General features: G+C 66.2%; 24 protein-coding genes. 13 read left to right on the plus strand and 11 right to left on the minus strand.

The annotated features are described in order from the left end of the window. Nucleotides 1-175 precede the first annotated feature (175 nt). Nucleotides 176-616 carry a MarR family winged helix-turn-helix transcriptional regulator gene (locus tag CFB47_RS26500; protein ID WP_089458005.1) on the minus strand — a complete coding sequence of 147 codons (441 nt, stop codon included), beginning with the start codon at nucleotides 614-616 and terminating at the stop codon, nucleotides 176-178. Nucleotides 617-739: 123 nt separating this feature from the next. On the opposite strand from CFB47_RS26500, the gene CFB47_RS26505 reads away from it, so the two are divergent. Further along, nucleotides 740-2,269, plus strand: coding sequence for a DHA2 family efflux MFS transporter permease subunit (locus tag CFB47_RS26505; RefSeq protein WP_089462797.1), 1,530 nt, complete (start codon nucleotides 740-742; stop codon nucleotides 2,267-2,269). Between the two features lie 37 nt (nucleotides 2,270-2,306). Here CFB47_RS26505 and CFB47_RS26510 read toward each other — a convergent pair whose 3' ends face one another. Beyond that, on the minus strand, nucleotides 2,307-3,821 hold the full coding sequence (locus CFB47_RS26510; protein WP_089462798.1) for an acetyl-CoA hydrolase/transferase family protein: 1,515 nt from the start codon (nucleotides 3,819-3,821) through the stop codon (nucleotides 2,307-2,309). Nucleotides 3,822-4,474: 653 nt separating this feature from the next. Between CFB47_RS26510 and CFB47_RS26515 the strand changes: the two genes are divergently transcribed. The 11 genes from CFB47_RS26515 to CFB47_RS26565 all read left to right on the plus strand — a co-directional run bounded on the left by CFB47_RS26515 (nucleotide 4,475) and on the right by CFB47_RS26565 (nucleotide 16,423). Next, nucleotides 4,475-5,173, plus strand: coding sequence for a CDP-alcohol phosphatidyltransferase family protein (locus tag CFB47_RS26515; RefSeq protein WP_089458003.1), 699 nt, complete (start codon nucleotides 4,475-4,477; stop codon nucleotides 5,171-5,173). Then, nucleotides 5,170-5,979: a 2OG-Fe(II) oxygenase gene (locus CFB47_RS26520; RefSeq protein WP_089442773.1), complete on the plus strand. Its 810-nt coding sequence runs from the start codon at nucleotides 5,170-5,172 to the stop codon at nucleotides 5,977-5,979. The genes CFB47_RS26515 and CFB47_RS26520 overlap by 4 nt, the downstream gene beginning before the upstream one ends. Further along, nucleotides 5,976-6,977 (plus strand): HpnL family protein, encoded by a 1,002-nt coding sequence (locus CFB47_RS26525; protein ID WP_089458001.1) that lies wholly within the window; start codon nucleotides 5,976-5,978, stop codon nucleotides 6,975-6,977. Before CFB47_RS26520 ends, CFB47_RS26525 begins: the two co-directional genes overlap by 4 nt. A 36-nt stretch (nucleotides 6,978-7,013) precedes the next feature. Continuing rightward, complete coding sequence (locus CFB47_RS26530) at nucleotides 7,014-7,781, plus strand: NTP transferase domain-containing protein (protein WP_089462799.1); 768 nt, start codon at nucleotides 7,014-7,016, stop codon at nucleotides 7,779-7,781. Then, nucleotides 7,778-9,463, plus strand: coding sequence for a phosphoenolpyruvate mutase (aepX, locus tag CFB47_RS26535; RefSeq protein WP_039357130.1), 1,686 nt, complete (start codon nucleotides 7,778-7,780; stop codon nucleotides 9,461-9,463). Before CFB47_RS26530 ends, aepX begins: the two co-directional genes overlap by 4 nt. After that, nucleotides 9,460-10,641, plus strand: a complete 1,182-nt coding sequence (aepY, locus tag CFB47_RS26540; RefSeq protein ID WP_089462800.1) for a phosphonopyruvate decarboxylase — start codon at nucleotides 9,460-9,462, stop codon at nucleotides 10,639-10,641. Before aepX ends, aepY begins: the two co-directional genes overlap by 4 nt. Next, entirely contained in the window at nucleotides 10,641-11,705 is a 1,065-nt protein-coding gene (locus CFB47_RS26545) for a 2-aminoethylphosphonate aminotransferase (RefSeq protein ID WP_089462801.1), read from the plus strand. Before aepY ends, CFB47_RS26545 begins: the two co-directional genes overlap by 1 nt. A 189-nt stretch (nucleotides 11,706-11,894) precedes the next feature. After that, nucleotides 11,895-13,229, plus strand: a complete 1,335-nt coding sequence (locus CFB47_RS26550; protein WP_089462802.1) for a glutamine synthetase family protein — start codon at nucleotides 11,895-11,897, stop codon at nucleotides 13,227-13,229. Between the two features lie 10 nt (nucleotides 13,230-13,239). Further along, entirely contained in the window at nucleotides 13,240-14,622 is a 1,383-nt protein-coding gene (locus CFB47_RS26555) for an aspartate aminotransferase family protein (RefSeq protein ID WP_089462803.1), read from the plus strand. After that, complete coding sequence (locus CFB47_RS26560) at nucleotides 14,619-15,359, plus strand: GntR family transcriptional regulator (protein WP_089462804.1); 741 nt, start codon at nucleotides 14,619-14,621, stop codon at nucleotides 15,357-15,359. The genes CFB47_RS26555 and CFB47_RS26560 overlap by 4 nt, the downstream gene beginning before the upstream one ends. Nucleotides 15,360-15,583: 224 nt before the next feature. Continuing rightward, on the plus strand, nucleotides 15,584-16,423 hold the full coding sequence (locus CFB47_RS26565; protein ID WP_179258985.1) for a multidrug ABC transporter ATPase: 840 nt from the start codon (nucleotides 15,584-15,586) through the stop codon (nucleotides 16,421-16,423). A gap of 37 nt (nucleotides 16,424-16,460) precedes the next feature. Here the strand turns inward: CFB47_RS26565 and CFB47_RS26570 are convergent, their stop codons facing one another. The 8 genes from CFB47_RS26570 to CFB47_RS26605 all read right to left on the minus strand — a co-directional run bounded on the left by CFB47_RS26570 (nucleotide 16,461) and on the right by CFB47_RS26605 (nucleotide 22,004). Continuing rightward, entirely contained in the window at nucleotides 16,461-17,612 is a 1,152-nt protein-coding gene (locus CFB47_RS26570; RefSeq protein WP_089463561.1) for an acyltransferase, read from the minus strand. Between the two features lie 235 nt (nucleotides 17,613-17,847). Then, entirely contained in the window at nucleotides 17,848-18,087 is a 240-nt protein-coding gene (locus CFB47_RS26575) for a hypothetical protein (RefSeq protein WP_089442781.1), read from the minus strand. Further along, on the minus strand, nucleotides 18,084-18,761 hold the full coding sequence (locus CFB47_RS26580) for a DUF2589 domain-containing protein (RefSeq protein WP_143330869.1): 678 nt from the start codon (nucleotides 18,759-18,761) through the stop codon (nucleotides 18,084-18,086). Before CFB47_RS26580 ends, CFB47_RS26575 begins: the two co-directional genes overlap by 4 nt. Next, nucleotides 18,730-19,581: a hypothetical protein gene (locus tag CFB47_RS26585; protein ID WP_089462805.1), complete on the minus strand. Its 852-nt coding sequence runs from the start codon at nucleotides 19,579-19,581 to the stop codon at nucleotides 18,730-18,732. Before CFB47_RS26585 ends, CFB47_RS26580 begins: the two co-directional genes overlap by 32 nt. A gap of 61 nt (nucleotides 19,582-19,642) precedes the next feature. Beyond that, nucleotides 19,643-20,950, minus strand: a complete 1,308-nt coding sequence (locus tag CFB47_RS26590; protein WP_089462806.1) for a DUF2589 domain-containing protein — start codon at nucleotides 20,948-20,950, stop codon at nucleotides 19,643-19,645. Between the two features lie 110 nt (nucleotides 20,951-21,060). After that, nucleotides 21,061-21,423 carry a hypothetical protein gene (locus CFB47_RS26595; protein WP_089462807.1) on the minus strand — a complete coding sequence of 121 codons (363 nt, stop codon included), beginning with the start codon at nucleotides 21,421-21,423 and terminating at the stop codon, nucleotides 21,061-21,063. Between the two features lie 169 nt (nucleotides 21,424-21,592). After that, on the minus strand, nucleotides 21,593-21,748 hold the full coding sequence (locus tag CFB47_RS26600; protein ID WP_236862379.1) for a LuxR C-terminal-related transcriptional regulator: 156 nt from the start codon (nucleotides 21,746-21,748) through the stop codon (nucleotides 21,593-21,595). A 7-nt stretch (nucleotides 21,749-21,755) separates the two neighbouring features. Next, complete coding sequence (locus tag CFB47_RS26605) at nucleotides 21,756-22,004, minus strand: helix-turn-helix transcriptional regulator (RefSeq protein WP_089442787.1); 249 nt, start codon at nucleotides 22,002-22,004, stop codon at nucleotides 21,756-21,758. Nucleotides 22,005-22,293: 289 nt separating this feature from the next. Here CFB47_RS26605 and pip point away from each other — a divergent pair, with 289 nt between their 5' ends. Further along, a complete protein-coding gene (gene pip, locus CFB47_RS26610; protein WP_089462808.1) occupies nucleotides 22,294-23,226 on the plus strand; it encodes a prolyl aminopeptidase in 933 nt (310 codons plus the stop codon). A 67-nt stretch (nucleotides 23,227-23,293) separates the two neighbouring features. Here pip and CFB47_RS26615 read toward each other — a convergent pair whose 3' ends face one another. Continuing rightward, the gene (locus tag CFB47_RS26615) at nucleotides 23,294-23,566 is read right to left on the minus strand and encodes a hypothetical protein (RefSeq protein ID WP_089442789.1); all 273 of its coding nucleotides are present in this window, start codon (nucleotides 23,564-23,566) and stop codon (nucleotides 23,294-23,296) included. Between the last annotated feature and the right edge of the window lie 91 nt (nucleotides 23,567-23,657).

A 23,657-nucleotide genomic window follows, 5' to 3' on the forward strand; every position in this document is an offset into this window, starting at 1 on the left:
GCCTGACGGGCGTCGCGTCCCGTGCCAGCCGGACAAAGGCCACGCCGGACATCGGCACCAGCGCAACGGCAATGACCACGCCGCGTGCCGGCATGGGCGCAAACGCGGCGGGCTCGCGCGCTGCCACCCGGTGTTTTCAGGTCGTTCATCCGGCCCGCCCGAATGGCGGCCTACCTCACTCCCCGCCGCAATCGATCAGGTTGTGGCGCACGCGCCCGAGCAGCCGCACCAGCGTGTCGCGCTCGTCGGGCGTGAAGCCGCGCAGCCCGTCGTCGGCGACGGTGTCACCCACTTCGAGCATCTGCGGAAAGATCTCGCGCGACTTGTCGGTCAGCCGGATCGTGAATGCGCGGCGGTCGTCGTCGTTCGCGACGCGCTCGATCCAGCCGTAGCTTTCCATCCGGTCGAGCAACCGCGTGAGCGAAATCGGCGCGATCTCGAGCCATTCGGCGAGCCGCGCCTGATTCATCTCGCCCTTCCACGTCAGGTACGCGAGCACGCGGCTTTGCGCCCGGGTCAGCCCGATGCGCTTCGCGCGCCGGTCGAACAGGCGTCCGTTCAGGCGGGCGACGTCGGCGATCAGATAGCCGATCCGGTTCTCGTAAGTCTTGTCCATGCGGCGATTATAGGGGTCAAGCCGGCCATGCCTCGGCGATAAGCGGATATATAATAAGCGTGCTTATAATTCGAGCCATACCGGATCGCCGCCCACGGCGACCGCCCCACGGAGACACCCCGCTTGAACCCCGCCGCCGACGCCCCCGCCTCGCCCGCCCTGAACCGGCCGATGCTGACCTTGTCGATCATGCTCGCCACGCTGATCCAGACCCTCGACAGCACGATCGCGAACGTCGCGCTGCCGCACATGCAGGGCACGCTGTCCGCGTCGCAGGACGAGATCACGTGGGTGCTGACCTCGTATATCGTCGCCGCGGCGATCGCGACCCCGCTCACCGGCTGGCTGTCCGACCGGCTCAGCGTGAAACGGCTGCTGATCGTGTCGATCGCGGGCTTCACGGTCGCGTCGGCGCTGTGCGGGCTGTCCGAGACGCTCGTGCAGATCGTCGGCGCGCGCCTGCTGCAGGGCGTGTTCGGCGCCGCGCTGGTGCCGCTGTCGCAGTCGATCCTGCTCGACATCAATCCGCGCGAGAAACAAGGCCAGGCGATGGCGATCTGGGGAATGGGCGTGATGGTCGGCCCGATCCTCGGCCCGACGCTCGGCGGCTGGCTCACCGACAGCTACAACTGGCGCTGGGTGTTCTTCATCAACGTGCCGATCGGCGCGTTCGCGCTCGCCGGCGTGATGACCTTCCTGCCCGCACGCGCGCCGCGCCCGCACGTGAAATTCGACGCATTCGGCTTCGCGACGCTGGCGCTCGCGATCGGTGCGTTCCAGGCGATGCTCGACCGCGGCGAACAGCTCGACTGGTTCGGCTCGTACGAGATCCGCATCGAGGCGATCGTCGCGGCACTCAGCTTCGCGTTCTTCCTCGTGCATACGGCGACCGTCGGCAAGGCGTCGTTCTTCAAGTCGGAACTGTTGCGCGACCCCAACTTCGCGACGGGCACGCTGTTCATCTTCGTGGTCGGCGCGGTGCTGTACGCGACCCGCGCGCTGCTGCCGCCGATGCTGCAGAACCTGATGGGCTATCCGGTCGCGACGACGGGCCTCGTCACCGCGCCGAGCGGTGCCGGCACGATGATCGCGATGCTGTTCGTCGGCAGGCTGCTGAAATACGTGGATGCGCGGTTGCTGCTGCTCGCGGGGCTGTCGATCTCCGCGCTCGCGCTATGGCAGATGATGCAGTACACGGTCGTGCTGTCCGAAGCGGACATCGTGTGGCCCGGCGTGGTGCAGGGCTTCGGGCTGGGGCTCGTATTCGTGCCGCTGAGCGCGCTGTCGTTCTCGACGCTGCCGCCCGAGCTGCGTGCGGACGGCACGGCCACCTACAGCCTGATGCGCAACATCGGCAGCAGTATCGGCATCTCGATCGTGCAGACGCTGATGACGCGCAACACGCAGGTCGCGCATGCCGATCTCGCGACCCACATCACGCCGTTCAACCCGGCCGTGCAGGCGATGGCCGGCAGCCGCCTCGACATCGCGCTGCTCGACCGCACGATCAACCAGCAGGCGTCGATGATCGCGTACCTGAACGACTTCAAGCTGATGTTCGTCGCGACGCTGCTGATGATTCCGCTGTTGCTGCTGATCCGCCCACCGCAGAAAGCGGCGAGCGTGGAGATCGCGCACGCGGCGATGGATTGACGGGCGCACGCACGGCGCGCGCCCGCTTCGCCCCGCGTCAGGCCTTCATCGTGCCCGTGCGCACGTAGCGCTCGTGCCACGACAGCGCCTCGGCGAGCAGGTGCGGCGTGTGCTTGCCGAAGCTTTCGCGCGACGCGCGCTCGAAGTAATCCTCGAGCATCGGCCGGTAGTCGGGATGCGCGCAGGTCGCGATGACCTTGCGTGCGCGCTGCTTCGGCGACAGGCCGCGCAAGTCCGCGAGGCCCTGCTCGGTGACGACCACCGCGACGTCGTGCTCGGTGTGGTCGACGTGGCTCGCCATCGGCACGATCCGCGAGATCGCACCGCCCTTCGCGGTGCTCGCCGACATGAAGCACGACAGGTAGCCGTTGCGCGCGAAGTCGCCCGAGCCGCCGATGCCGTTCTGGATCTTCGTGCCCATCACGTGCGTCGAGTTCACGTTGCCGTAGATGTCGGCCTCGATCATCCCGTTCATCGCGATGCAGCCGAGCCGGCGCACGAGCTCCGGATGGTTGCTGATCTCCTGCGGGCGCAGCACGATCTTCTCGCGGAACGTCGCGATTTCGTCGGCGAAGCGCTGCACGGCGGCCGGGCTCAGCGACAGCGCGGTGGCCGACGCGAAGCTCAGCGTGCCGTCCTGCAGCAGGTCGAGCATGCCGTCCTGGATCACTTCGGTGTACGCGGTCAGGTTCGAGAAGCCGGCCGAGCTGAGCTCCGCGAGCACCGCGTTCGTGATGTTGCCGACACCCGACTGCAGCGGCAGCAGGTTCTCCGGCAGGCGGCCGCGCTTCACTTCATGGCGCAGGAAGTCGATCAGTTGCAGCGCGATCTGCCTGGACGTCGCGTCCGGCGCGGAGAACGCATTGCTGCGATCCGGCGCGTCGGTCTCGACGATCGCGACGATCTTGTCGGCCGGGCAGCGCAGGTACGGCTCGCCGATCCGGTCGTCGCTCTTCGTCAGCGGGATCGGCTTGCGGTGCGGCGGCAGCGCGGTGCCGTAATAGACGTCGTGCATCCCGTCGAGACCGAGCGGCTGGCGCGAGTTGACTTCGAGGATCACATGCTTCGCGCGTTCGAGCCAGGTCTTGTTGTTGCCGATCGACGCGGACGGAATCAGCAACCCGTCCTCGGGGATGCCCGCGACTTCGACGATCGCGACATCGAGATCGCCGTACAGCCCGAACCAGGCGTACTGCGCGACGTGGCTCAGGTGGACGTCCTGGTAGTCGACTTCGCCACCGTTGATCTTGTCGCGCAACGTCGGGTCGGACTGGTACGGCAGGCGCATCGAGATGCCGTTGGTGCGGGCGAGCGCGCCGTCGAGTTCCGGCGCGGTCGATGCGCCCGTCAGTACGTTGATCCGGAAGTCCTCGCCGCGCGTGTGCGCCGCGTCGATGTGGGCGGCAAGCGCGGCCGGGACGGCCTTCGGATAGCCGGAGCCCGTGAAGCCGCTCATGGCGACGGTCATGCCGGGACGGATCAGCGCGGCGGCTTCGTCGGCGGTGCGGACGAGCGAACGCAGGGCGGGAGCGAGGATGCGTGATGAAGACATGGCTGGTTTCTGACGCGTGGGGTCTGTCGTTGACGTCGCGGGGGGTGTCTCCTGAGCGACATGAAGCCCTTGGGGCCGCGAGGGGCGGCCGGCACCACAGGCACGGTCGGAGTATCGCAGAGGCCATCGCCGCGAAATGTCCGCTAAATGCAAAAGATCCTTGCCGGATTTGCCGGGTATCGAACGACCGTTCTGTGACAGGCGCGCCGTTTAAATCGAAGGCCCACGAAAGGTACGCGAAAGCATCGGACAGAAAGACGGTGACCGATCGACAACTCACGCGCATCAATCGATGAATTTCCACCGCGCTTTATCGCCTGCGGATCGGCAATGACCGACGCTCGTCCGGCGCGGCCAATTGTCACCCGATGCGGCTTGTCCCGACCTGACGCACGTCAAGCGCGCACGCGCCGCGCGATGCGCATCAGGAAGCGCGAAACGCGCCGCCGCACCGGCCTGTGAGGCCCGTCCGTCCTTGACAGTCGCGCGACGCGAACCACACTGGAATACGGATGCCGCCGCCCCGTTTGGCCACCCTTTCGCGCACGCGTTTTTCGGCCGGCCGATCGCGACAAGACGCGGTAACACTCCTTCATGTCAGGACATTGATCGAATAAAAAGCACCAAATTACAATTCCGTATATATTTCGCCGATGGACCAAAGAAAAACCGCCACACGCTCCGAACCGCCCCTGCCGCGCACCTGGGATGCGCGGCTGGCGCGCTCGCTTGTCCGACCGCTCGTCGACACGCCCGTCACCCCGAATCACCTCACTACCGTTCGCCTGCTGATCGGCCTCGCCGGCGCCTGGTGCCTCGCGCACGGCGGCTTCGGCTGGAGCAATGCAGGCGCGTTCCTGATCGTGCTGTCGAACTTCGTCGACCACACCGATGGCGAGCTCGCGCGCATCAGCGGGAAATCCAGCAAAATCGGTCATTTTTACGACCTCGCGGCAGACGCGCTCGTCACGGTCGCGCTGTTCGTCAGCATGGGCGTCGGCATCGTCGCCCAGGGCGGCCAGATGGCCGCGTCGCCGGTGCTGCTCGGCGCGGTGGCCGGCGCCGCCGTCGCGCTGATCTTCTTCCTGCGCATGCGGATCGAATCGTTCGCCGGCAAGGCCGGCACCAAGCAGGCATTCGCCGGCGGCTTCGAGACCGAAGACGTGCTGTACCTGCTGCCGCTCGTGACGCTGTTCGACGGCGTCGAGCCGTTCCTGCTCGCGGCGTCGATCGGCGCCCCGCTGTTCGCCGCGTGGGTCGTGTTCGACTGGTGGCGCATCGTGCGGCGCGGCAACCTCCCGCAGAACCCGGCCGCCACGCAGAACCCAACCGAAATCCAGGCTTCCAAATGACTCCTAGCACGCGCGACGACTCCGTGCTGAGCCCGGCACGCCCCGCGCCCGTGCGCGCGGCCGCAGCCGACCCCGATCGCACCGTGGCCGACCGCGTCGGCCAGCTCGACCTCGACCGCCTGCGCGGCGACTACACGCGCCAGGGCTCGTTCCTTTATCTCGACACCTTCCTGCCGGCCGACGCGCACGCGAAGCTGGCCGACGCCGCCCGCGCGATGCAGGCCGGCCTGAACCGCAATTACCTGCCCGGCCACAAGCAGGGCGGCAGCGTCAGCCGTCATACGATCGACGAGCAGGCGCCGTACATCGCCGAACTGTATCGCTCGAAGGCGCTGATCTCGTTCCTCGAGAAAGTCACGGGCGACAAGCTGATGCTGTCGCCGGACGACGATCCGCACGCGTACGCGCTGTATTACTACACGAAGCCCGGCGACCACATCGGCTGGCACTACGACACGTCGTACTACGACGGCCGCCGCTACACGCTGCTGATCGGCGTGATCGACGAATCGTCGTGCCGGCTCGACTACGAGCTGCACACGCGCAATCCGGACGTCGCCGACGAACCGGGCTCCGTGCAGATCGCCGATGGCGGCATCGTGCTGTTCGACGGCGACAAGCTGCGCCACCGCATCACGCCGCTCGGCCAGAACGAGATGCGCGTGTCGCTCACCTTCGAATACGTGACGAACCCCGGCATGCGGCCGTGGAAGCGCTTCATCTCGAACATGAAGGACGCGATCGCGTATTTCGGTTTCCGCCAGGTGTTCAAGCAACTGGCGACGCGACGCACGACCGGGTCATGACACGCGCCGGCCTGATCCTGCTGTCCCTCGGGACCGCACTCTTCGTTGCACTCCTTGCCTGGCAAGGCGTCGGCGCGGTCGCGTCCACGTTCCTCGCGGCCGGCTGGGGGCTCGCGCTCGTCGCGGCGTTCCACGTCGTGCCGCTCGTGATCGACGCGATCGCGATCTCCGTGATGTTCCGCCCCGGCCAGCCGGGCGCCGAGCTCGGCAACGCGCTGCGCGCACGCTGGGTCGGCGAATCGGTGAACAGCCTGCTGCCCGCCGGGCAGATCGGCGGCCCGGTGCTGATGGTGCGCCACCTCGCGCAGCGCGGCACGCGAATGGCCGACGCCGCGGCAGCCGTCACGGTCAGCACGACGATGCAGGCGCTCTCGCAGATGGCGTTCGCGCTGATCGGCATCGCCGCGTTCAGCCTGTATGCGACGCACGAATCGGTCGCGCACCTGCGCACGCCCGCGCTGATCGCCACCGGCGTGCTCGGCGCCCTCGCCGTCGCGTTCTATGCGGCACAGCGGCGCGGGCTGTTCGGCCGCGGGCTGCGCCTCGCGTCGAAGCTGCTCGGCCCGCGCGACTGGTCGTCGCTGGCCACCCGCGCCGACGCGATCGACGATGCGGTCGGCGCGCTGTACCGCGATCGTGCGAAGGTCGCGAAGACCTTCGCATTGAGTCTCGTCGGCTGGATCGTCGGCACCGCGGAAGTGTGGCTCGCGCTGCACTTCCTCGGGCATCCGGTGAGCTGGCTCGACGCGCTGCTGCTCGAGAGTGTCGGCCAGGCCATTCGTGGCGCGGCCTTCGCGATCCCGGGCTCGCTCGGCGCGCAGGAAGGCGGTTACCTGCTGCTCGCGCCGCTGGTCGGACTGCCGCCCGACGCGGCGCTCGCGCTGTCGCTTGCGAAACGCGCGCGCGAACTCGCGCTCGGCCTGCCCGGCCTGCTCTATCTGCATTTCAGTGAAAGAAACTGGCAGCGGCGCCGTGCGCCGCAGCCGCTCGCCGACTGATCGTTCAGATCCGCCGGCTTTTTGGTTGGAGAACCCATGCGAGCCATCATTCTTGCGGCAGGCCTCGGCTTGCGCCTGCAACAACCGCCCGAGGCGCAGTTCCCGAAGTGCCTGCTGCGCTTCGACGACGTGTCGCTGCTCGAGCGCCATCTGCGCGTACTCGACGCCGCGGGCGTCGACGAGATCGTGCTTGGGCTGGGCTTCCAGCACGAGAAGGTCGAGCAGGAATTGAAGCGTCTCGGCCGCCAGGCCGAGATCGTGATCAACGACCGCTACGACCTCGGCAGCGTGCTGACCGTGCATACCGTCGCCGATGCGATGACGCGCGGCGGCGACGTGCTGCTGATGGACGCCGACGTGCTGTATGACGAGAACATCCTGCACGCGCTGGTGGCCGATTCCGACAAGGCGGTCGACCGCCTGCTGATCGATCGCGACTTCGAGGCCGGCGACGAGCCCGTCAAGCTGTGCCTGAAGAACGGCGTGCCGGTCGAGCTGCGCAAGCAGCTTGCAGTCGATCTCGACTACGACACGATCGGCGAATCGGTCGGCTTCTTCCGCTTCACCGAAGGCACCGCGCGCCGCCTCGCGATGATCGTCGCGGGCTACGTCGACAGCGGCCGCGCGAACATGCCGCACGAAGAAGCCGTGCGCGACCTGCTGCTCGAAGGCGGTCACTCGTTCGACGTCGCCGACGTCACCGGCTCGCCGTGGATCGAGATCGACTTCCCGAACGACGTCGCTCGCGCCACGCAGGAAATCCTCCCCCTGATTCAACGCACTACCGCAGGAGTCGCACGATGAACGCACGCGAACCCAATTTCACCGAATCGCGCAGCGCACGCCTGCGCCGCATGCTCGTCAGCAGCGACCTCGAATTCCTGATGGAAGCGCACAACGGCCTGTCCGCGCGGATCGTCCGCGAAGCCGGCTTCAAGGGCATCTGGGCATCGGGCCTCGCGATCTCCGCGCAGTTCGGCGTGCGTGACAACAACGAGGCGAGCTGGACCCAGGTCGTCGACGTGCTCGAATTCATGGCCGACGCGAGCGACCTGCCGATCCTGCTCGACGGCGACACCGGCTACGGCAACTTCAACAACGTGCGCCGCCTCGTCAAGAAGCTCGAGCAGCGCGGCATCGCGGGCGTGTGTATCGAGGACAAGCAGTTCCCGAAGACCAACAGCTTCATCGGCGGCGAGCGTCAGCCGCTCGCGGAAATCGACGAATTCTGCGGCAAGATCAAGGCCGGCAAGGATTCGCAGACCGATCCCGACTTCTCGATCGTCGCGCGTGTCGAAGCGCTGATCGCCGGCTGGGGGATGGACGAGGCGCTGCGCCGCGCGAATGCGTACGCGGAAGCCGGCGCCGACGCGATCCTGATCCACAGCAAACTGTCCCGCCCGGACGAGATCCTGCAGTTCGCGCGCGAATGGAGCGGCAAGGCGCCGCTCGTGATCGTGCCGACCAAGTACTACAGCACGCCGACCGACGTGTTCCGCCAGGCCGGCATCAGCACCGTGATCTGGGCGAACCACCTGATCCGCGCGTCGGCCTCCGCGATGCAGGCGACCGCACGCGAGATCCACGAGAGCGAAACGCTGATCAACGTCGAAGACCGCGTTGCCTCGGTCAACGAGATCTTCCGCCTGCAGGACGCCGACGAATACTCGGCGGCCGAGCGTATCTACCTGTCGTCGTCGTCGCGCGCGTCGAACGCGGCGATCGTGCTCGCCGCGAGCCGCGGCAAGGGCCTCGAAGCCGTGACCGAAGACAAGCCGAAGGTCATGCTGCCGGTCGCCGGCAAGCCGCTGCTGCGCTGGCTCGTCGACGGCTTCAAGACGCACGGCGTGAACGACATCACCGTGGTCGGCGGCTATCGCGCCGACGCGATCGACACGTCGGGCATCAAGCTCGTCGTCAACGAACGCCATGCACAGACGGGCGAACTCGCATCGCTCGCCTGCGCGGCCGACCGCCTGACCGGCGACACCGTGATCTCGTACGGCGACCTGCTGTTCCGCAGCTACATCGTGCGCGACCTCGCGGAGAGCGAGGCCGAGTTCAGCGTGGTGGTCGATTCGTCGCTCACCGAGACCAACCAGAGCGTGCGCGATTTCGCACTCTGCTCCGCCGCAGACGATCGCGGCCTGTTCGGCCAGAAGACCTACCTGCAACGCGTATCGAGCGACGTCGCCGCAGGCACGCCGCACGGCCGCTGGATCGGCCTGCTGAACGTGCGCGGCGCCGGTGTCGATCGCCTGAAGGCGATGCTCGCGACGCTGCAGGCGCGCCCTGATTTCGACACGCTCGACATCCCGTCGCTGCTCAACGAACTGATCGCCGCCGGCGAGAAGATCGAGGTGCAGTACGTGCACGGCCACTGGCGCGGCGTCAACGATCTCGAAGACTTCCGCCGCGCGGGCGACTTCGCGCACGGCCAGACGCCGCTGTCCGAACCGGGTGCCGGCAACGGGGGCGCGCAATGATCGAAGCGGCCCAGTTCGTCGAGGCCGCGCGCGAGCGCGGTTTCGACTGGTACGCGGGCGTGCCCTGCTCGTACCTGACGCCGTTCATCAATTACGTGCTGCAGGACCCGACGCTGAATTACGTGTCGGCCGCGAACGAAGGCGACGCGGTCGCGCTGATCGCGGGCGCGACGCTCGGCGGCAAGCGCGGCATCGCGATGATGCAGAACTCGGGGCTCGGCAACGCGGTGAGCCCGCTCACGTCGCTCACGTGGACGTTCCGGCTGCCGCAGCTGCTGATCGTCACGTGGCGCGGCCAGCCGGGCGTGGCCGACGAGCCGCAGCACGCGCTGATGGGCCCGATCACGCCCGCGATGCTCGACACGATGGAGATCCCGTGGGAGACGTTCCCGACCGACCCCGAACAGGTCGGCCCGGCACTCGACCGCGCGATTGCGCACATGGACGCGACGGGCCGCCCGTACGCGCTCGTGATGCAGAAAGGCAGCGTCGCGCCGTATGAACTGAAATCGAACCCGGCCGTGAAGCCGCGTGCGCATGTCGCCGCGCAAGCGTCGTCGCACGCCGCGTCGGCCGAAGCCTGGCCGACCCGCCAGGACGCGCTGCAGCGCGTGATCGCGCACACGCCGGTCGATTCGACCGTCGTACTCGCGTCGACCGGCTTCTGCGGCCGCGAGCTTTACGCGATCGACGATCGCCCGAACCAGCTGTACATGGTCGGCTCGATGGGTTGCGTGACGCCGATGGCGCTCGGTCTCGCGCTTGCGCGCCCCGACCTGCGCGTGGTTGCGGTCGACGGCGACGGCGCCGCGCTGATGCGCATGGGCGTGTTCGCGACGCTCGGCACCTACGGCCCGGCCAACCTCACGCACGTGCTGCTCGACAACGGCGCGCATGAATCGACGGGCGGCCAGGCGACGGTGTCGCAACATGTTTCGTTCGCGGGTGTGGCTGCCGCGTGCGGGTATGCGTCGGCGGTCGAAGGCGATACGCTCGACGTGCTCGATACGGCACTTGCTTCGTCGGCCGATGGCGCGCAGTTCGTGCGTGTTGCGATCCGCACCGGCGTGCCCGACGGCCTGCCCCGCCCGACCGTCACGCCGGTCGAGGTCAAGACCCGTCTGATGCGGCACATCGGCGCCGCGCAGACCGAAGCCCACGTTGAAGGAGCCCATTGATGCTGCTGCTGAACCCCGGCCCGGTCACGCTCACCGAACGCGTGCGCCGCAGCCTGCTGCAACCCGACCTGTGCCATCGCGAAAGCGAATTCTTCGATCTGCAGGATGAGGCGCGCGTGCGGCTCGTTGCTGCGTATGAGCTTGATCCGGCTGAGTGGACGGCTGTGCTGATGACTGGGTCGGGCACGGCTGCCGTTGAAAGCATGATCGCGGCGCTCGTGCCGAAAGACGGCAAACTGCTCGTGATCGAGAACGGTGTTTATGGCGAGCGGATCACGCAGATCGCGACGCAGTATGGGATCGCGCATGATGTGCTCAAGCATGAGTGGATGCAGGCGCCTGATCTTGCGCAGATTGGTGCGAAGCTCGACGCGGGTGGGTATTCGCACGTCGCTGTGATCCATCACGAAACGACGACGGGTCGCCTGAACGATCTCGGCGCGATCGCGGAAGTCTGCCGTTCGCGTGGCGTGAAGATGCTCGTCGACGGCGTCAGCAGCTTTGGCGCGGAAGCGATCGATTTTGCCGGTGGCGATATCGATGCTGTGGCTGCGACCGCGAACAAGTGCCTGCATGGTGTGCCGGGCGCAGCGTTCGTGATCGTGCGTCGTAGTGCGCTCGCGAAGGCCGCAAGCCGCACTTATTACCTCGATCTCGGTCGTCTCGCGAAGCTGCAGGATCAGCGCAATACGCCGTTCACGCCTTCCGTGCATGCGTATTACGCGCTCGTCGAGGCGCTGCGCGAGTTTGACGAGGCTGGCGGCTGGCGTGCGCGGCATGCGCACTACAAGGCGCTCGCCGATCAGGCGCAAGCCGGGCTCGCGGCGCGCGGGATGCCGCTGGTGCTGCCGGAAGGTGAATCGTCGGTTGTGCTGCGTGCGTATCGGTTGCCGCAAGGTGTGACGTACGAAACGCTGCATGACGGGCTGAAGGCGCGTGGATTCGTGATCTATGCGGGGCAAGGCGGCTTGTCGAAGGAACTGTTCCGCATTTCGACGATGGGCGCGATTCAGGCGGCGGACGTCGAGCGGTTGCTGGAGGGGTTTACCGCGTTGACGCGGTAATTGCTCCCGGACATGTGTCTATGAAAGGCCCGCAAGGGCCTTTTTTATTCTTCGCGGATTTTTCGGAAACGCTGGGCATCGTGTCGGCATTCGCCCAGCTCGAGCCATTCTTGTGATCACAAAATTCATTATTTTTGCGATACCATGCGCAAATATCTATTTTTGTGATCACATCACAAGGCACGCGCCATGACTGATGCTTTGAGCAACTTCCTGACCCAGCACCGCATCCGCGAGGTGGAGTGTGTCATCCCCGACATGACGGGCATCGCGCGCGGCAAGATCCTGCCGCGCGATCTGTTCATGGCGTCGGGCGAGATGCGCATCCCCAAAAGCGTGCTGCTCAATACCGTGAACGGGCAACAGCCCGACAACGGCCCCTTCGTGGGCGATACCGACCCCGACATGGTCTGCAAGCCCGACGCCGCTACCGTGCGCATCGTCCCCTGGGCAGCCGAGCCGGTGGCCGTGGTCATCCACGACTGCCTGGAGTGGGACGGCCAGCCGGTGCAACTCTCGCCTCGCGCGGTACTACGCCGCGTGCTGGCGCTGTACGAAGCACGCGGCTGGCAGCCCGTCGTGGCGCCCGAGATGGAGTTCTATCTGGTAGCGCGCAATCAGAACCCGCACGAGCCGCTGCAGCCGCCGCTTGGGCGCACTGGAAAGCCTGAGGTGGGGCGGCAGAGCTACTCCATCGACGCGGTGAACGACTTCGATCCCTTCTTCATGGAACTGTCGGCCTTCTGCGATCAGCACCAGCTAGGCGTGGAAACGCTGATCCACGAGGCAGGCCCGGGGCAGATGGAGATCAATTTCAGCCACGGCGAACCGCTTGATCTGGCCGACCGGGTTTTCCTGTTCAAGCGCACGGTGCGCGAGACGGCGCTGCGCCACGGCGTATTTGCCACTTTCATGGCCAAACCCATGGAGGGCGAACCCGGCAGCGCCATGCACATCCATCAGAGCATCAACGACGGCGAAGGCCGCAACATTTTCAGCAACCTCGACGGCACAGCCAGCGAACACTTCCACCACTTCATCGGCGGGCTGCAAACCTATATCCCGCAGGTGATGCCCATGCTGGCACCTTACGTCAATTCGTACCGGCGGCTGGCGCCCTACATGTCGGCCCCCATCAATGTGCGCTGGGGCCAGGACAACCGCACCTGCGGTATCCGCGTGCCCAAGTCCGGCCCGAGCGCCCGCCGGGTCGAAAACCGTGTGCCCGGCGTCGACGCCAATCCCTATCTGGCCATGGCCGCCACGCTGGCCTGCGGCTACGTCGGCATGCGCGACCGGCTACAGCCCAGCGAGCCCACCGACGGCAGCGCCTGGAACGTCGCCCACGAACTGCCGCGCCATCTGGAAGACGCCATCAAGGCCATGCGCGCCTGCGATGCCATGAAGGAGGTATTGGGCGAAACGTTCGTCGACGCCTTCTGCGCCGTGAAGGAACTGGAATTTTCCACCTACAACCGGGTAATCAGTTCGTGGGAACGAGAGCACCTGCTACTGCTGGTATGAGGAGCCCGCAATGAACCACACCATTCGACATACCGGCATCGAGCGCGAACGTGTACAGGCCTTGCTCGCACGCGAACGCGCCGAATACGCGCAACGCAATCCGAAGTCCCAAGTGATGTCCACACGCGCCGCGCCCCAACTGATGTTCGGCGTGCCGCTGCACTGGATGAACGACTGGTCCACGCCGTTCGCGTTGCACGTGGCCCAGGCCCGGGGGGTACAACTCACCGACGTGGACGGCCACACGCTGGCCGACTTCTGCCTGGGTGACACGGGCGCCATGTTCGGCCATTCGCCGGCCGTCGTTGCCGAGGCATTGGCGACCCAGGCACGGCACGGCCTGACCACCATGCTGCCCAGCGAGGACGCAGCCGCCGTGGGTGAATTGCTGGCTCAGCATTTCGGACTGCCAAAATGGCAGTTCGCCATGACCGCCAGCGACGCCAACCGTTTCCTGCTGCGCTGGGTACGTGCCGCCACCGGGCGACGTACGTTGCTGGTGTTCAACGGCTGCTATCACGGCACGGTCGACGACGTCTTCGTCGACCTGGTGGACGGCCAACCCGCGCAGCGCGCCAGCCTGCTGGGCCAGGTGCACGATCTCACCACCACCACACGCGTGGTGGAATTCAACGATCTGGCCGCGCTGGAAGCCGCGCTGGCACCGGGTGACGTGGCCTGCGTTCTGGCCGAGCCGGTGATGACCAACATCGGCATGGTGCTGCCCGAACCGGGTTACTGGGCGCAGGCGCAAGAGATCATCCGCCGCCACGGCAGCCTGCTGGTGCTGGACGAGACCCACACGCTCAGCAGCGGCCCCGGCGGCTACGCGCGCGCTCACGGCCTGCAGCCCGATGCCGTGGTCGTGGGCAAGGCACTGGGCGGCGGCATGCCGTGCGCGGCCTATGGCTTCAGCGCCGCGCTGGCCGAGCGCGCCGAAAACGCCAAGCGAACGGCACCGTCGGGCCACTCGGGCATTGGTACCACGCTTACCGCCAACCTGCTGGCCATGGCGGCGATGCGCGCGACCCTTACCCACTTGATGACGCCCCAGGTCTTCGCCCCCATGCACGCCCTGGCCGAGCAACTGGCAGCCGGGCTGAGCACCCTCCTCGCCCGCCACGGCCTGCCCTGGTGCGTCACCCAGGTCGGCGCCCGGGTAGAGTTCCAGTTCTGCCCGCAGCCGCCGCGCAACGGCAGCCAGGCCGAGGCGGTCATGGATGCCGAACTGGAGCACGCCCTGCATCTGGCCTTGCTGAACCGCGGCGTGCTGATCACGCCCTTTCACAATATGATGCTCGTTTGCCCTGACACGACCCCGACGCACGTGCAGCGCCTGCTCACTGCATTCGACGCCGTGCTGACTTCGCTCACCGCCACCAGCGATTCATGAGTAACGACATCGAGCCCACCACCACTCAGCAAGACACGACCTACGCCACGTTGCGGCAATGGGTCACTGTAGGCCGCTTCCTTCCCGGCGAGCGCCTGAAGATCCGCAACGTGGCAGCCGAGATGGGGGTGGGTCAGATGCCGGTGCGCGCCGCGCTGCAGCGTCTGGCTGCCGAAGGTGCGCTGGTGAACGTGCCCAACGCCGGGATGATCGTCCCCAGGCTTACGCTGCCCGAGTTCGACGATCTGCTGCAAATGCGCATGCTGCTCGAAGGCGAGGCCACCGAGCGTGGCTGCCTGAGGCTGGAGCCAGCCGAACTCGCCACACTGCGCAAGCTTTGCCAGCGCATGGCGAAGGCGTTGAAAAACCTCACGGATCAGCCGCCTCGCAGCAGCACGCCCGAGGGAGGCAAACACACGCTGAAGCAGCCTGCCGCTTCTTTGAGAGCCGACCAAGCCACCGATTACCTGGCCGCCAACGAAGACTTCCATGTCCTGCTCTACAAGGCGGCCGGCTCGCCCTTGCTGTTCGAACTCATCGATACGCTGTGGCTGAAGGCCGGCCCAATCTCGAATCGCCTCTTCGACACGTCGGAAGCGTCCGCCGTGTTGAACGACGCCCACGAAGACCTGATGGATGCGCTGGACAGGCGGGATGCCGCCGCGGCGCGGCGAGCTGTGGAGCGCGACATCTTCGTGGCGGGACAGTTTCTGAAGTCGACGCTAAAACGCGATTGATCGCGAGCGCGACGGCCGGCATGGACGCGCATCTACCGTCTCAAGCGAGAGACCGCCGTACGCTGCGCAGCGGTCGTTCGCCGAAAGGCAGTTCAACGTTGCCTTTGCCTGACGCAGCGCCGCCGCCCCCTCGCTTTGAGGGACCGCTTGACTCCGGAAGCTGCCATCGGAATTCCTGATCCCATCTGGCCGCATTGGGTCGGCAAGGACATCTACGGACACCCATGAACAAACCGATCGCGAACATCAGCATCCTCCGCCTCATCCCGCTAATGGCGCTCGTCGCAGCCCCCGCCGTTCAGGCTGCCAACAATCAGGTATGCGATGACGCGACCGTCGTTTCGGTCGCCCACTGGGCCCGCATCGCGAGCGCCCGCATCGCCACGCGCGACGCGAACCGGCTCGTCGTCGCCTCGGCATGCAAGGCCATGCCGAACGCGCCGGAAACGACGATCGCGGCCGTCGCGTTCGATTCGCTCCCGAAGAGCAAGAACCCGGACGAGAACAACAAGCTGCAGGTCATCGCGCTCGTCGAAGGCGGCAAGGTCGTGGCGGCCGAAAAGTCAGTGATCCAGGAAGATGCGGCGATACAGATCGGCGAGAACAGCTATCGGATCGATACTGCACCGTACCGACTCTCGCCCGATGTACGGGCATTCGGCGTCGTGTTCAGCAGCACCGCGCACGGGCCAAGCTGCCCGGATGCCTACATGGAGAACGAACTGACACTGTGGATTCGCGAAGGCGCCCGTATCCGCCCCGTGTTTGGTACCAATCTCAATGGCTGGGTCGCCACCACAGGCACCGCGTGCGGCCCTGATACCAGCGACCTGCGCAGCGAGTCCGCCCGCATGACGATTGCGGTCGAGAAGACGTCGCACAACGGCTTTGCGGACCTGTCGATTACGGCACACGTCATGAACGCGGAAAGCAACGACGACAAACAACCGGACGCGGGAAAACGCACCGTGCGCACGATCGTCAAATACGACGGCAAATCATACGGGAGCGATATGTACCGGGACTTCTGGTATTCGCCCGCCTCGAAGAAGCGATTCAGATGACGGGGACGCGAAGACGCGGTGATTCCGCCCCACCCATCTACTCCGCCACCTTCGCTCCGATCGCCTCGCCCGACGCCGGCATCCGCAGCGCGTCGTCCCGAACGCGTCGCGCCTCGCGTGCCGAATAACGATCCTTCAGCCGCAGGAACGGTTTCTCGACCAGGAAGTAACTGGCCGTCGCCGCCATCAACGCCCACACGATCCCAAGCGGAAACGCATGCGGAACCCGCAGCCCCGGATTCGCGAACGGCTGCTGCCACAGATAAAGACTGAACGAGATCGTGCCGACGAACACAACCGGCTGCGCGCGCAACCACCGCGCACACCAGAACTCGCTGCGGAAATTCAGCACGACGATCACGATCGCGATCAACGCGGCTTCGACCGTCACGCCGTACGTCGCATTCCAGAACCCGCCGAGCCGATGTTCAGCGAGCGGCATGCCGATCAGCACGACAACGATGATCGCCGTCACGATCCGCGCCTCGCCACGCCACGTACGAATCCAGGCTTCGAGCCGCTCGCGATTGAGCGACACATAACAGCCGATCAGGATCGGATCGACGCCCGTGTGCAACATCATCCCGAGCTGCCCGCGCAGCGCAGGCGCAACGAAATACGTCACGGCGCGCACCAGCGGCACGACCAGGATCAACGCGGCCAGCCAGCGCGTGCCGCCGCGTCGCATCCCATACACGAACAGCAGCGGCCAGAACCAGTAGAACTGTTCCTCGAGCGCGAGCGACCAGAAATGGCCGAGATACCACGCGCCGTCCGGATGCAGCGCGTTGTCGCCGGTCAGCCCGAACCACGCCGAGTAATTCCACAGGTGCAGCGCCGCATACAGCCACTGTCGTCGATCGACGTCGAACCAGCCGGTGAAGGCCACGATCGCCACCGCCGCGAGATAGACATAGCAGGCCGGCCAGATCCGCAGCGCGCGGCGCACGTAGAACGACGTCAGCGCGATGCCGCCCGTGCGCGCGAACTCGGCGCGCAACACGTTGGTGATCAGGAAGCCGCTGAGGACGAAGAAAATCAGCACGCCGAGCCGGCCGTCGGCGATCAGCCGCAACGGCGCGTACCAGCCCGTGTAGCCGCCGGGCAGCACGTGCTCGGCGTGTCCGACCACCACCATCGCGACCGCGACGGCGCGCAACCCGGTCAACTGCGTGACGCGATGGTTCATCGGCTGGTTTCCGTTGGCACGGTAAAGGAAGAGGATTCGGTCGACGCCCAACTGGCCGGTCGACACGTCGCCGCGATTTTGTATGAAAAATATCCGAATGAAATTGCTTCAAAATTCCCGATGCCACTCCGGCACGCAGGCCGCCCCGGCGGGACGCCCGGGGCGGGTGGCGATCGGTTGACCGTCTGCTGCGGCGCAACGACCCGCGGGCCGCAGCAAAGTCGCGGTGCCGTTTTCACCGGTCGGCTTTCTTCTCCAGCAGCCGGACGTTCTGCTGCGCGACCTGGAGATCCTGCAGCCGATCCACCAGTTCCTCGCAGCCCGTCTTGTCCATCTGGAACGACGTGCCGCACATCGGGCAGCGGACCTCGCTGCTGCCGAGAAAATCCGCCAGCGACAATTTCACCCGCCCGCGTGCGCAAACCGGGCACGCAAAACCCGGCGCGTCGTTCAGCATCTTCTCGCTCGTCTTCATGACTCCCTCCTGGAGTGGTCGCCACCGTCGCCGGTGGCCTGGGTGCCGACGCCGCTTACCTGGGTATTCATGCCCAGCAGCGCCAGCAGGTTGCCGATGCCGGCCGGAATGCCGGCCTGCCCGACTTCGACTTTGGCGCCGATGTTCGCCTCGAGAAACGGCGACACGTCCTCGCGCGCGTGGCTGCCGGCCTCGGGCCGGCCACGCGCGAGCATTGCGCTCCAGCGATACCGGCGCGGCGCAGTGTCGTCCGCATCGTCGGGCAGCAGCGGGATCGCGCACGGCGCCTGCACGCGCTCTGCGAGCAGCAGACGCACGCCGAAATCGAACGTCGCGGTCTTCACTTCGAGCAGCGGCAGCGGAATCAGCGACAGCACCGGAACCTGCACGCGGCGCCATTCGGTCTTGTCCTTGCCGACCACCTGTTCGTAGAAGAACGTGATCATCCTCAGTTCGCCGAAGTCGGTGCCATTCGGGTCGCCCGGTTCGCAGACAATGGACGCGTTCTGCACGAAGCCAAACTCGCGGACGTACCGGACGAACTGACGCGCCGCCATGAAGTCGGCCTCGATCACGGCCTCGATCGGCGCGGCAAACAAGTACTGCAGATCGACGACGGGGCTGATGGAATCGGTCATGGCATCACTCCGTGACGACCAGTTCGTCGCGCTCACGGCCGCCTTCGCCGACGAGCACCCACTTGTAGTTGCGCAGCTTCGCGCGCAGCGTCAAGGTCTGCACGAATTCGGCCGGAATGCCCTGCAGCGCGGCCGGATCCAGAGTCACCGCGAGCGACGGCACGCGCGCGGTCTCCGCCTGGATCCGGCGCTGCCGCTCGGCGGCCGCGTCGACCAGGCCGCGCAGCGCCTCCCAGCTCGCATCGACCGCCGCAGCGAGTGACGCGCGTCCCGCGTCCGTGCGACCGTCTGCGTCGAACACGTCCGCCAGGCTGCCGTCCAGCGACGCATGGAGCACGTCGAGCAGTCGGGCACGCAGCGCATCGAGCGACGGCTCCGTACCGCGCATGGCCTGCGTCAGTACGTCGCCGAGCAGCGCATGCAGGTTGCTGCCCAGCTCGCGCGCGACGCGAGACGAACGCAATGCGTCGATCCGGTCGCGGATCGGGTCGGTGCTCTCACCGGCCGCCCCGCTCACACCGCGCACGGAGCCGAGCGCGTCGGCGAGATCCCGCAGCAGCAGCGCGCCGGCCTCCGTCGCCAGATCGGCAACGGCGACCTGCGACGGCAACGCATCGGCCGCCGGCGTATCCGCGTCGAGCCGCGAAGCCCGTTCGTCGCCGTCGGCGCCCGGCGGCACCGCGAAGCGCAGCGTCACGTTCGCTTCGTCGAGCAGGCCGTTCGGCACCGGGAAATACTTGAGCAACGGATCCTCGCGATACTGCACCGCAAGGCGCTTCGAATACAGGTTCGCTTCGTGCTGCGCGCCCGCGAGACTGTCGAGGAACGCGGCGGCGATATCCCGCAGATTGGTCATCGGTGTTCTCCTCTAACCCGCGCCGGCAGGCCGGCGCGGGCGGGTTGTCACATCGGGCGGATCAGGGCTTGGCCTGCAGCGTGATGCTCGTGGACGCCGTGGCGCCGTCGATCGTCGCGTTGACGGTCATGACCGACTTGCTGCTGTCGTCAAGCGCCTTGCAGACGATCTCGACCTGGCCGTTGGCATCCGTCTTCGGCGAATTGCCCTCCACGCTCTTGCCGTTCGCCTCGACCTCGAACGCCGCGCCGCCGGTGTCGAACGTGAAATTCAGCTCGACGTCCACCGCCGGTGTGCCGTCCGGCTTCAGCGCGGTCAGGACGTCCTTGCCGGTGTCCCCCTTGGCGATCGACAGCATCGCCTGCGCGCTCTTGAGCGACGGTGCCGCCGGCGGCGGCAACCGGTGCAGCACGCGCACCGGCACGACGACTGTCTTTGCGTCGGCGTTGCCACCGTCCGGTGCGGGGATCGACGCGGACACCGTCAGGTCGATCGCCTGCGCGGCGACCTCGCCTTCGGCCCAGAACAGGACGGACAACGAACCGTCGCCGTCGGTCTTGAACGACGCGATCTTGCCGGTTTGATCGAACGGGATGGTCGAACCGAACGGCGCCCGACTCATGCGGAACTTGTCGGCGAGCGCAGGATCGATCTGGAACACGACTTGCGTATCGCCGGCGAACAGCCCGCTCGAATTCTGCAGACGCACCTGCAGCATCTGCTGCTGCGACGGATCGCCGGACATCACGGTCGACAACGCCGGGCTGACCTGCATGTCCCCGTTGCGGCTCGCACCGGTCGCGGCACTCGACAGGATGTTGAGCACGGTCGCGAGCCCGGCCGGCACGCCGGCCTGCGACGCATGCACGAACACGTCCTGCGTGTACTCGACCGAATAGCGCGAATCCTGCGTCGCCTTCGAATCCTTCTTGCTCGAGTAACTTGCCTTCATCTGCGCCGACAAGCTGAACGGCCCCCAGCCGATCTTGCCCTGCGCCGACAGTTCACCCGCGATCGCCTCCGACTTCGACTCTTCCGACGTCGACGACGCCGCCGCGTTGATGTTCGCCTTGAACTGGATCGTCACTTCGTCGACCAGGATCAGCGGCACCGGCACGATCGTCAGCAGCGGCACGATCAGCTTCACCATCTGCCCGTCCTTCTGGTACAGGAAGGTGACGTTGACGGCCTGCTTCACGCCGTCCTTGTCGGTCGTGAGGCCGACCTTGTCGATGAACTCATAGGTGGATTTCGCGGCCATCGCCTGCGCGGTGATCGCGGCCTGCAACGGGCCGCCGATCAGGGCGCTGTAGTCGATACCGTTCAACAGACTCCGGGCGGACTCGGCCGCCGAATTGTCAACTGGCATGATTGATCTCCTGTGATTCCGGTTCCGCACGCGCCGCCGTGCTGTCCCGCCGGCGCGTGCGGTGCGTCACGCGGCCGCCGCGCCCGATCGGGCGACGGCCGGGCCGGCGGTTATGCTTGCTGCGGCGGCGGGCGCAGGCGGAAGCGCATGCGGTTCTGGCTCAGTTCCGCATCCACCGTGTAGCGCCGCCAGATCGCAAAGCCGGTCAGCAGCGCGAACGTGCTGACCGTCGTGACCACCACCCCGCCATAGATCGCGGCGTTCGGCACGCGACGAGGCCACGGAAGCAGCGCGGCATCGCCTTGCGCGTGATCGTCGGCGGTCGTCGACTCGAGCAGTTTCGTCCACTCCTTGACTTGCTGCGGTTCGGTGACATCGACCACGAATGCCGCAGTGGATTGATTGACGAATGTCGCCACCTCGACCTGAGTGGCCCGATCGTCCTTCCAGACAATCACTTTTTCGCTTTCCATTTTTCACTCCTTTTCATGATGAAAATCGGGTGAATTCGCCCTCGGAATATCGCGCATTCTCCCGTCCGCGAGCGAATGCAATGCAATATCCGCTCGGCATTCAAATTGCGCCGAATGCGAATACCCCTCAATACCTCCGATTGCGTAGCGAAAATACGGATCACCGGAATCACAATTCGCGACCGATTTTCACCAGACGGGCAAGTTCGTGAATGGACAGCTTGCGCATGATGTTTTCACGATGCTTGCTGATCGTGCGCGGGCTGACATCGAGCAATCTTGCGATTTCCTTGCTCGCGAGACCCGCGCCGATCAGGCGCAGCACATCCCGCTCACGCGGCCCGAGCGCGGCGATCTTCGCAAGGAGAGACGTCGTCCGCGAGCGGCGGCGCGTGTTCGACCGCGTAGGCCACGAGTTGCGCGGTGCCGGTCAGGCCGAGCTTGCGCACGATGTTCGCGCGATGCTTGCGCACCGTCATCGGCGCGGCTCCCAATGCCGCGGCAATCTCCGTACAGCGCATCCCCCGTGCGATCAACGACACGATCTCGCGCTCCTTCCTCGTCAGAGAATCGCTATCCATTCACAATCCCCGGAATTATTTTGATTTCTCATTGATCCGCGACGCATGGCCAGCGTCATGAGTGCATTTCACGTGTGGCACGCACATGAAATACACAGGCATATTGAATCGGAATGCGTGACCGATGCGATGCGTTTTTTTACGGATTTTTTCATTACCGATCGACCACGCGGCAGTCGTCCCGCATGCGGGAACCGGAACGCGCCATTTCGACGAGTTGGGCATAATGGCGTACTGCTTTCGGCACCGGCTGCCCTGCACCCCACCGACCTTTCAATCAGGAAACGTCATGTACCCACCGATCGAACCCTACGCCCACGGCCACCTCGACACCGGCGACGGCCATCGCATCTACTGGGAGCGCTGCGGCAACCCGGCCGGCAAGCCCGCCGTGTTCCTGCACGGCGGCCCCGGCGCCGGCTGCAGCCCCGACCATCGCCGCCTGTTCGATCCCGAGCGCTACGACATCCTGCTGTTCGACCAGCGCGGCTGCGGGCGCTCGACTCCACACGCCAGCCTCGAGAACAACACGACCTGGCATCTGGTCGCCGATATCGAACGCCTGCGCGAGATGGTCGGCGCGGAAAAGTGGCTCGTGTTCGGCGGCTCGTGGGGCAGTGCGTTGTCGATCGCCTATGCAGAGACGCACCCGGAGCGTGTGAGCGCACTGGTCGTGCGCGGCATCTTCACGATGCGTCGCGCGGAATTGCTGTGGTACTACCAGGAAGGCGCATCGTGGCTGTTCCCCGACCTGTGGGAAGACTTCGTTGCACCGATCCCGGAAGCCGAGCGCGGCGACCTGATGGCCGCCTACCATCGCCGGCTGACCGGCGAAGACGAAGCCGTGAAGCTCGAAGCCGCACGTGCGTGGAGTATCTGGGAAGGCCGCACGATCACGCTGCTGCCCGACCCCAAACTCGCCGCGCACTTCGCGGACGGTCACTACGCGCTCGCGTTCGCGCGGATCGAGAACCACTACTTCGTGAACCGCGGCTTCGTCGAGGAAGGCCAGTTGCTGCGTGACGCGCATCGCCTCGCCGGCATCCCGGGCGTGATCGTGCAGGGTCGCTATGACGTCGCGACACCCGCGCGCACCGCATGGGAGTTGTCGAAGGCGTGGCCCGATGCGACGTTCGAGATCGTGCCCGGTGCGGGGCATGCGTACAACGAGCCGGGAATTCTGGAAGCACTGGTCGCGGCGACAGACCGGTTCGCCGCGTAAGCGTCATCAACGCAATGCAACGCGGTGCGTGCGGCCGTGCCTGTCGGCACGCTCACGCACCGCCCGGTCAAAGCGACGCTTCGACGATCGCCTTGCCGCTGATCGCCCGCTCGACGAGTTGCTCGTCGCCGACCTTGCGGATCGCATCGTCGAGCAATCCTTCCGGCGCCTCGGTCGCCACCTTCAGCAAGCCCGACAGCCCGCGCGCGTCGAGCACCACCAGCGTCTCCATCGAATCCGCACGGCTCACGAGCACGCGGCGCCACGCCGGCCCCGCGCCGAAGCTCGCGCAGAGTGCAATCGTGTCGCTGCCGAGTGTGTAGTCGAAGTTCTTGATCATGATCCGCCGCCGTTGCAAGGGAATGGCGATGCGCGACGGTGCGGCGCCGTGACGTCGACGCACCCGCGCGTGCCGCCGGTGCCCCGGATCG

The organism is Burkholderia sp. AU27893 (assembly GCF_002223205.1).
Lineage (GTDB): Bacteria > Pseudomonadota > Gammaproteobacteria > Burkholderiales > Burkholderiaceae > Burkholderia.

What these genes read in the sequence shown, in the direction of transcription:
- CFB47_RS26500 (WP_089458005.1), bottom strand. Translation starts at nt 616, where the DNA reads ATGGACAAGACTTACGAGAACCGGATCGGCTATCTGATCGCCGACGTC.
- CFB47_RS26510 (WP_089462798.1), bottom strand. Translation starts at nt 3,821, where the DNA reads ATGTCTTCATCACGCATCCTCGCTCCCGCCCTGCGTTCGCTCGTCCGC.
- CFB47_RS26515 (WP_089458003.1), top strand. Translation starts at nt 4,475, where the DNA reads ATGGACCAAAGAAAAACCGCCACACGCTCCGAACCGCCCCTGCCGCGC.
- CFB47_RS26520 (WP_089442773.1), top strand. Translation starts at nt 5,170, where the DNA reads ATGACTCCTAGCACGCGCGACGACTCCGTGCTGAGCCCGGCACGCCCC.
- CFB47_RS26525 (WP_089458001.1), top strand. Translation starts at nt 5,976, where the DNA reads ATGACACGCGCCGGCCTGATCCTGCTGTCCCTCGGGACCGCACTCTTC.
- CFB47_RS26530 (WP_089462799.1), top strand. Translation starts at nt 7,014, where the DNA reads ATGCGAGCCATCATTCTTGCGGCAGGCCTCGGCTTGCGCCTGCAACAA.
- aepX (WP_039357130.1), top strand. Translation starts at nt 7,778, where the DNA reads ATGAACGCACGCGAACCCAATTTCACCGAATCGCGCAGCGCACGCCTG.
- aepY (WP_089462800.1), top strand. Translation starts at nt 9,460, where the DNA reads ATGATCGAAGCGGCCCAGTTCGTCGAGGCCGCGCGCGAGCGCGGTTTC.
- CFB47_RS26545 (WP_089462801.1), top strand. Translation starts at nt 10,641, where the DNA reads ATGCTGCTGCTGAACCCCGGCCCGGTCACGCTCACCGAACGCGTGCGC.
- CFB47_RS26550 (WP_089462802.1), top strand. Translation starts at nt 11,895, where the DNA reads ATGACTGATGCTTTGAGCAACTTCCTGACCCAGCACCGCATCCGCGAG.
- CFB47_RS26555 (WP_089462803.1), top strand. Translation starts at nt 13,240, where the DNA reads ATGAACCACACCATTCGACATACCGGCATCGAGCGCGAACGTGTACAG.
- CFB47_RS26560 (WP_089462804.1), top strand. Translation starts at nt 14,619, where the DNA reads ATGAGTAACGACATCGAGCCCACCACCACTCAGCAAGACACGACCTAC.
- CFB47_RS26565 (WP_179258985.1), top strand. Translation starts at nt 15,584, where the DNA reads ATGAACAAACCGATCGCGAACATCAGCATCCTCCGCCTCATCCCGCTA.
- CFB47_RS26570 (WP_089463561.1), bottom strand. Translation starts at nt 17,612, where the DNA reads ATGAACCATCGCGTCACGCAGTTGACCGGGTTGCGCGCCGTCGCGGTC.
- CFB47_RS26575 (WP_089442781.1), bottom strand. Translation starts at nt 18,087, where the DNA reads ATGAAGACGAGCGAGAAGATGCTGAACGACGCGCCGGGTTTTGCGTGC.
- CFB47_RS26585 (WP_089462805.1), bottom strand. Translation starts at nt 19,581, where the DNA reads ATGACCAATCTGCGGGATATCGCCGCCGCGTTCCTCGACAGTCTCGCG.
- CFB47_RS26590 (WP_089462806.1), bottom strand. Translation starts at nt 20,950, where the DNA reads ATGCCAGTTGACAATTCGGCGGCCGAGTCCGCCCGGAGTCTGTTGAAC.
- CFB47_RS26595 (WP_089462807.1), bottom strand. Translation starts at nt 21,423, where the DNA reads ATGGAAAGCGAAAAAGTGATTGTCTGGAAGGACGATCGGGCCACTCAG.
- CFB47_RS26605 (WP_089442787.1), bottom strand. Translation starts at nt 22,004, where the DNA reads ATGGATAGCGATTCTCTGACGAGGAAGGAGCGCGAGATCGTGTCGTTG.
- pip (WP_089462808.1), top strand. Translation starts at nt 22,294, where the DNA reads ATGTACCCACCGATCGAACCCTACGCCCACGGCCACCTCGACACCGGC.
- CFB47_RS26615 (WP_089442789.1), bottom strand. Translation starts at nt 23,566, where the DNA reads ATGATCAAGAACTTCGACTACACACTCGGCAGCGACACGATTGCACTC.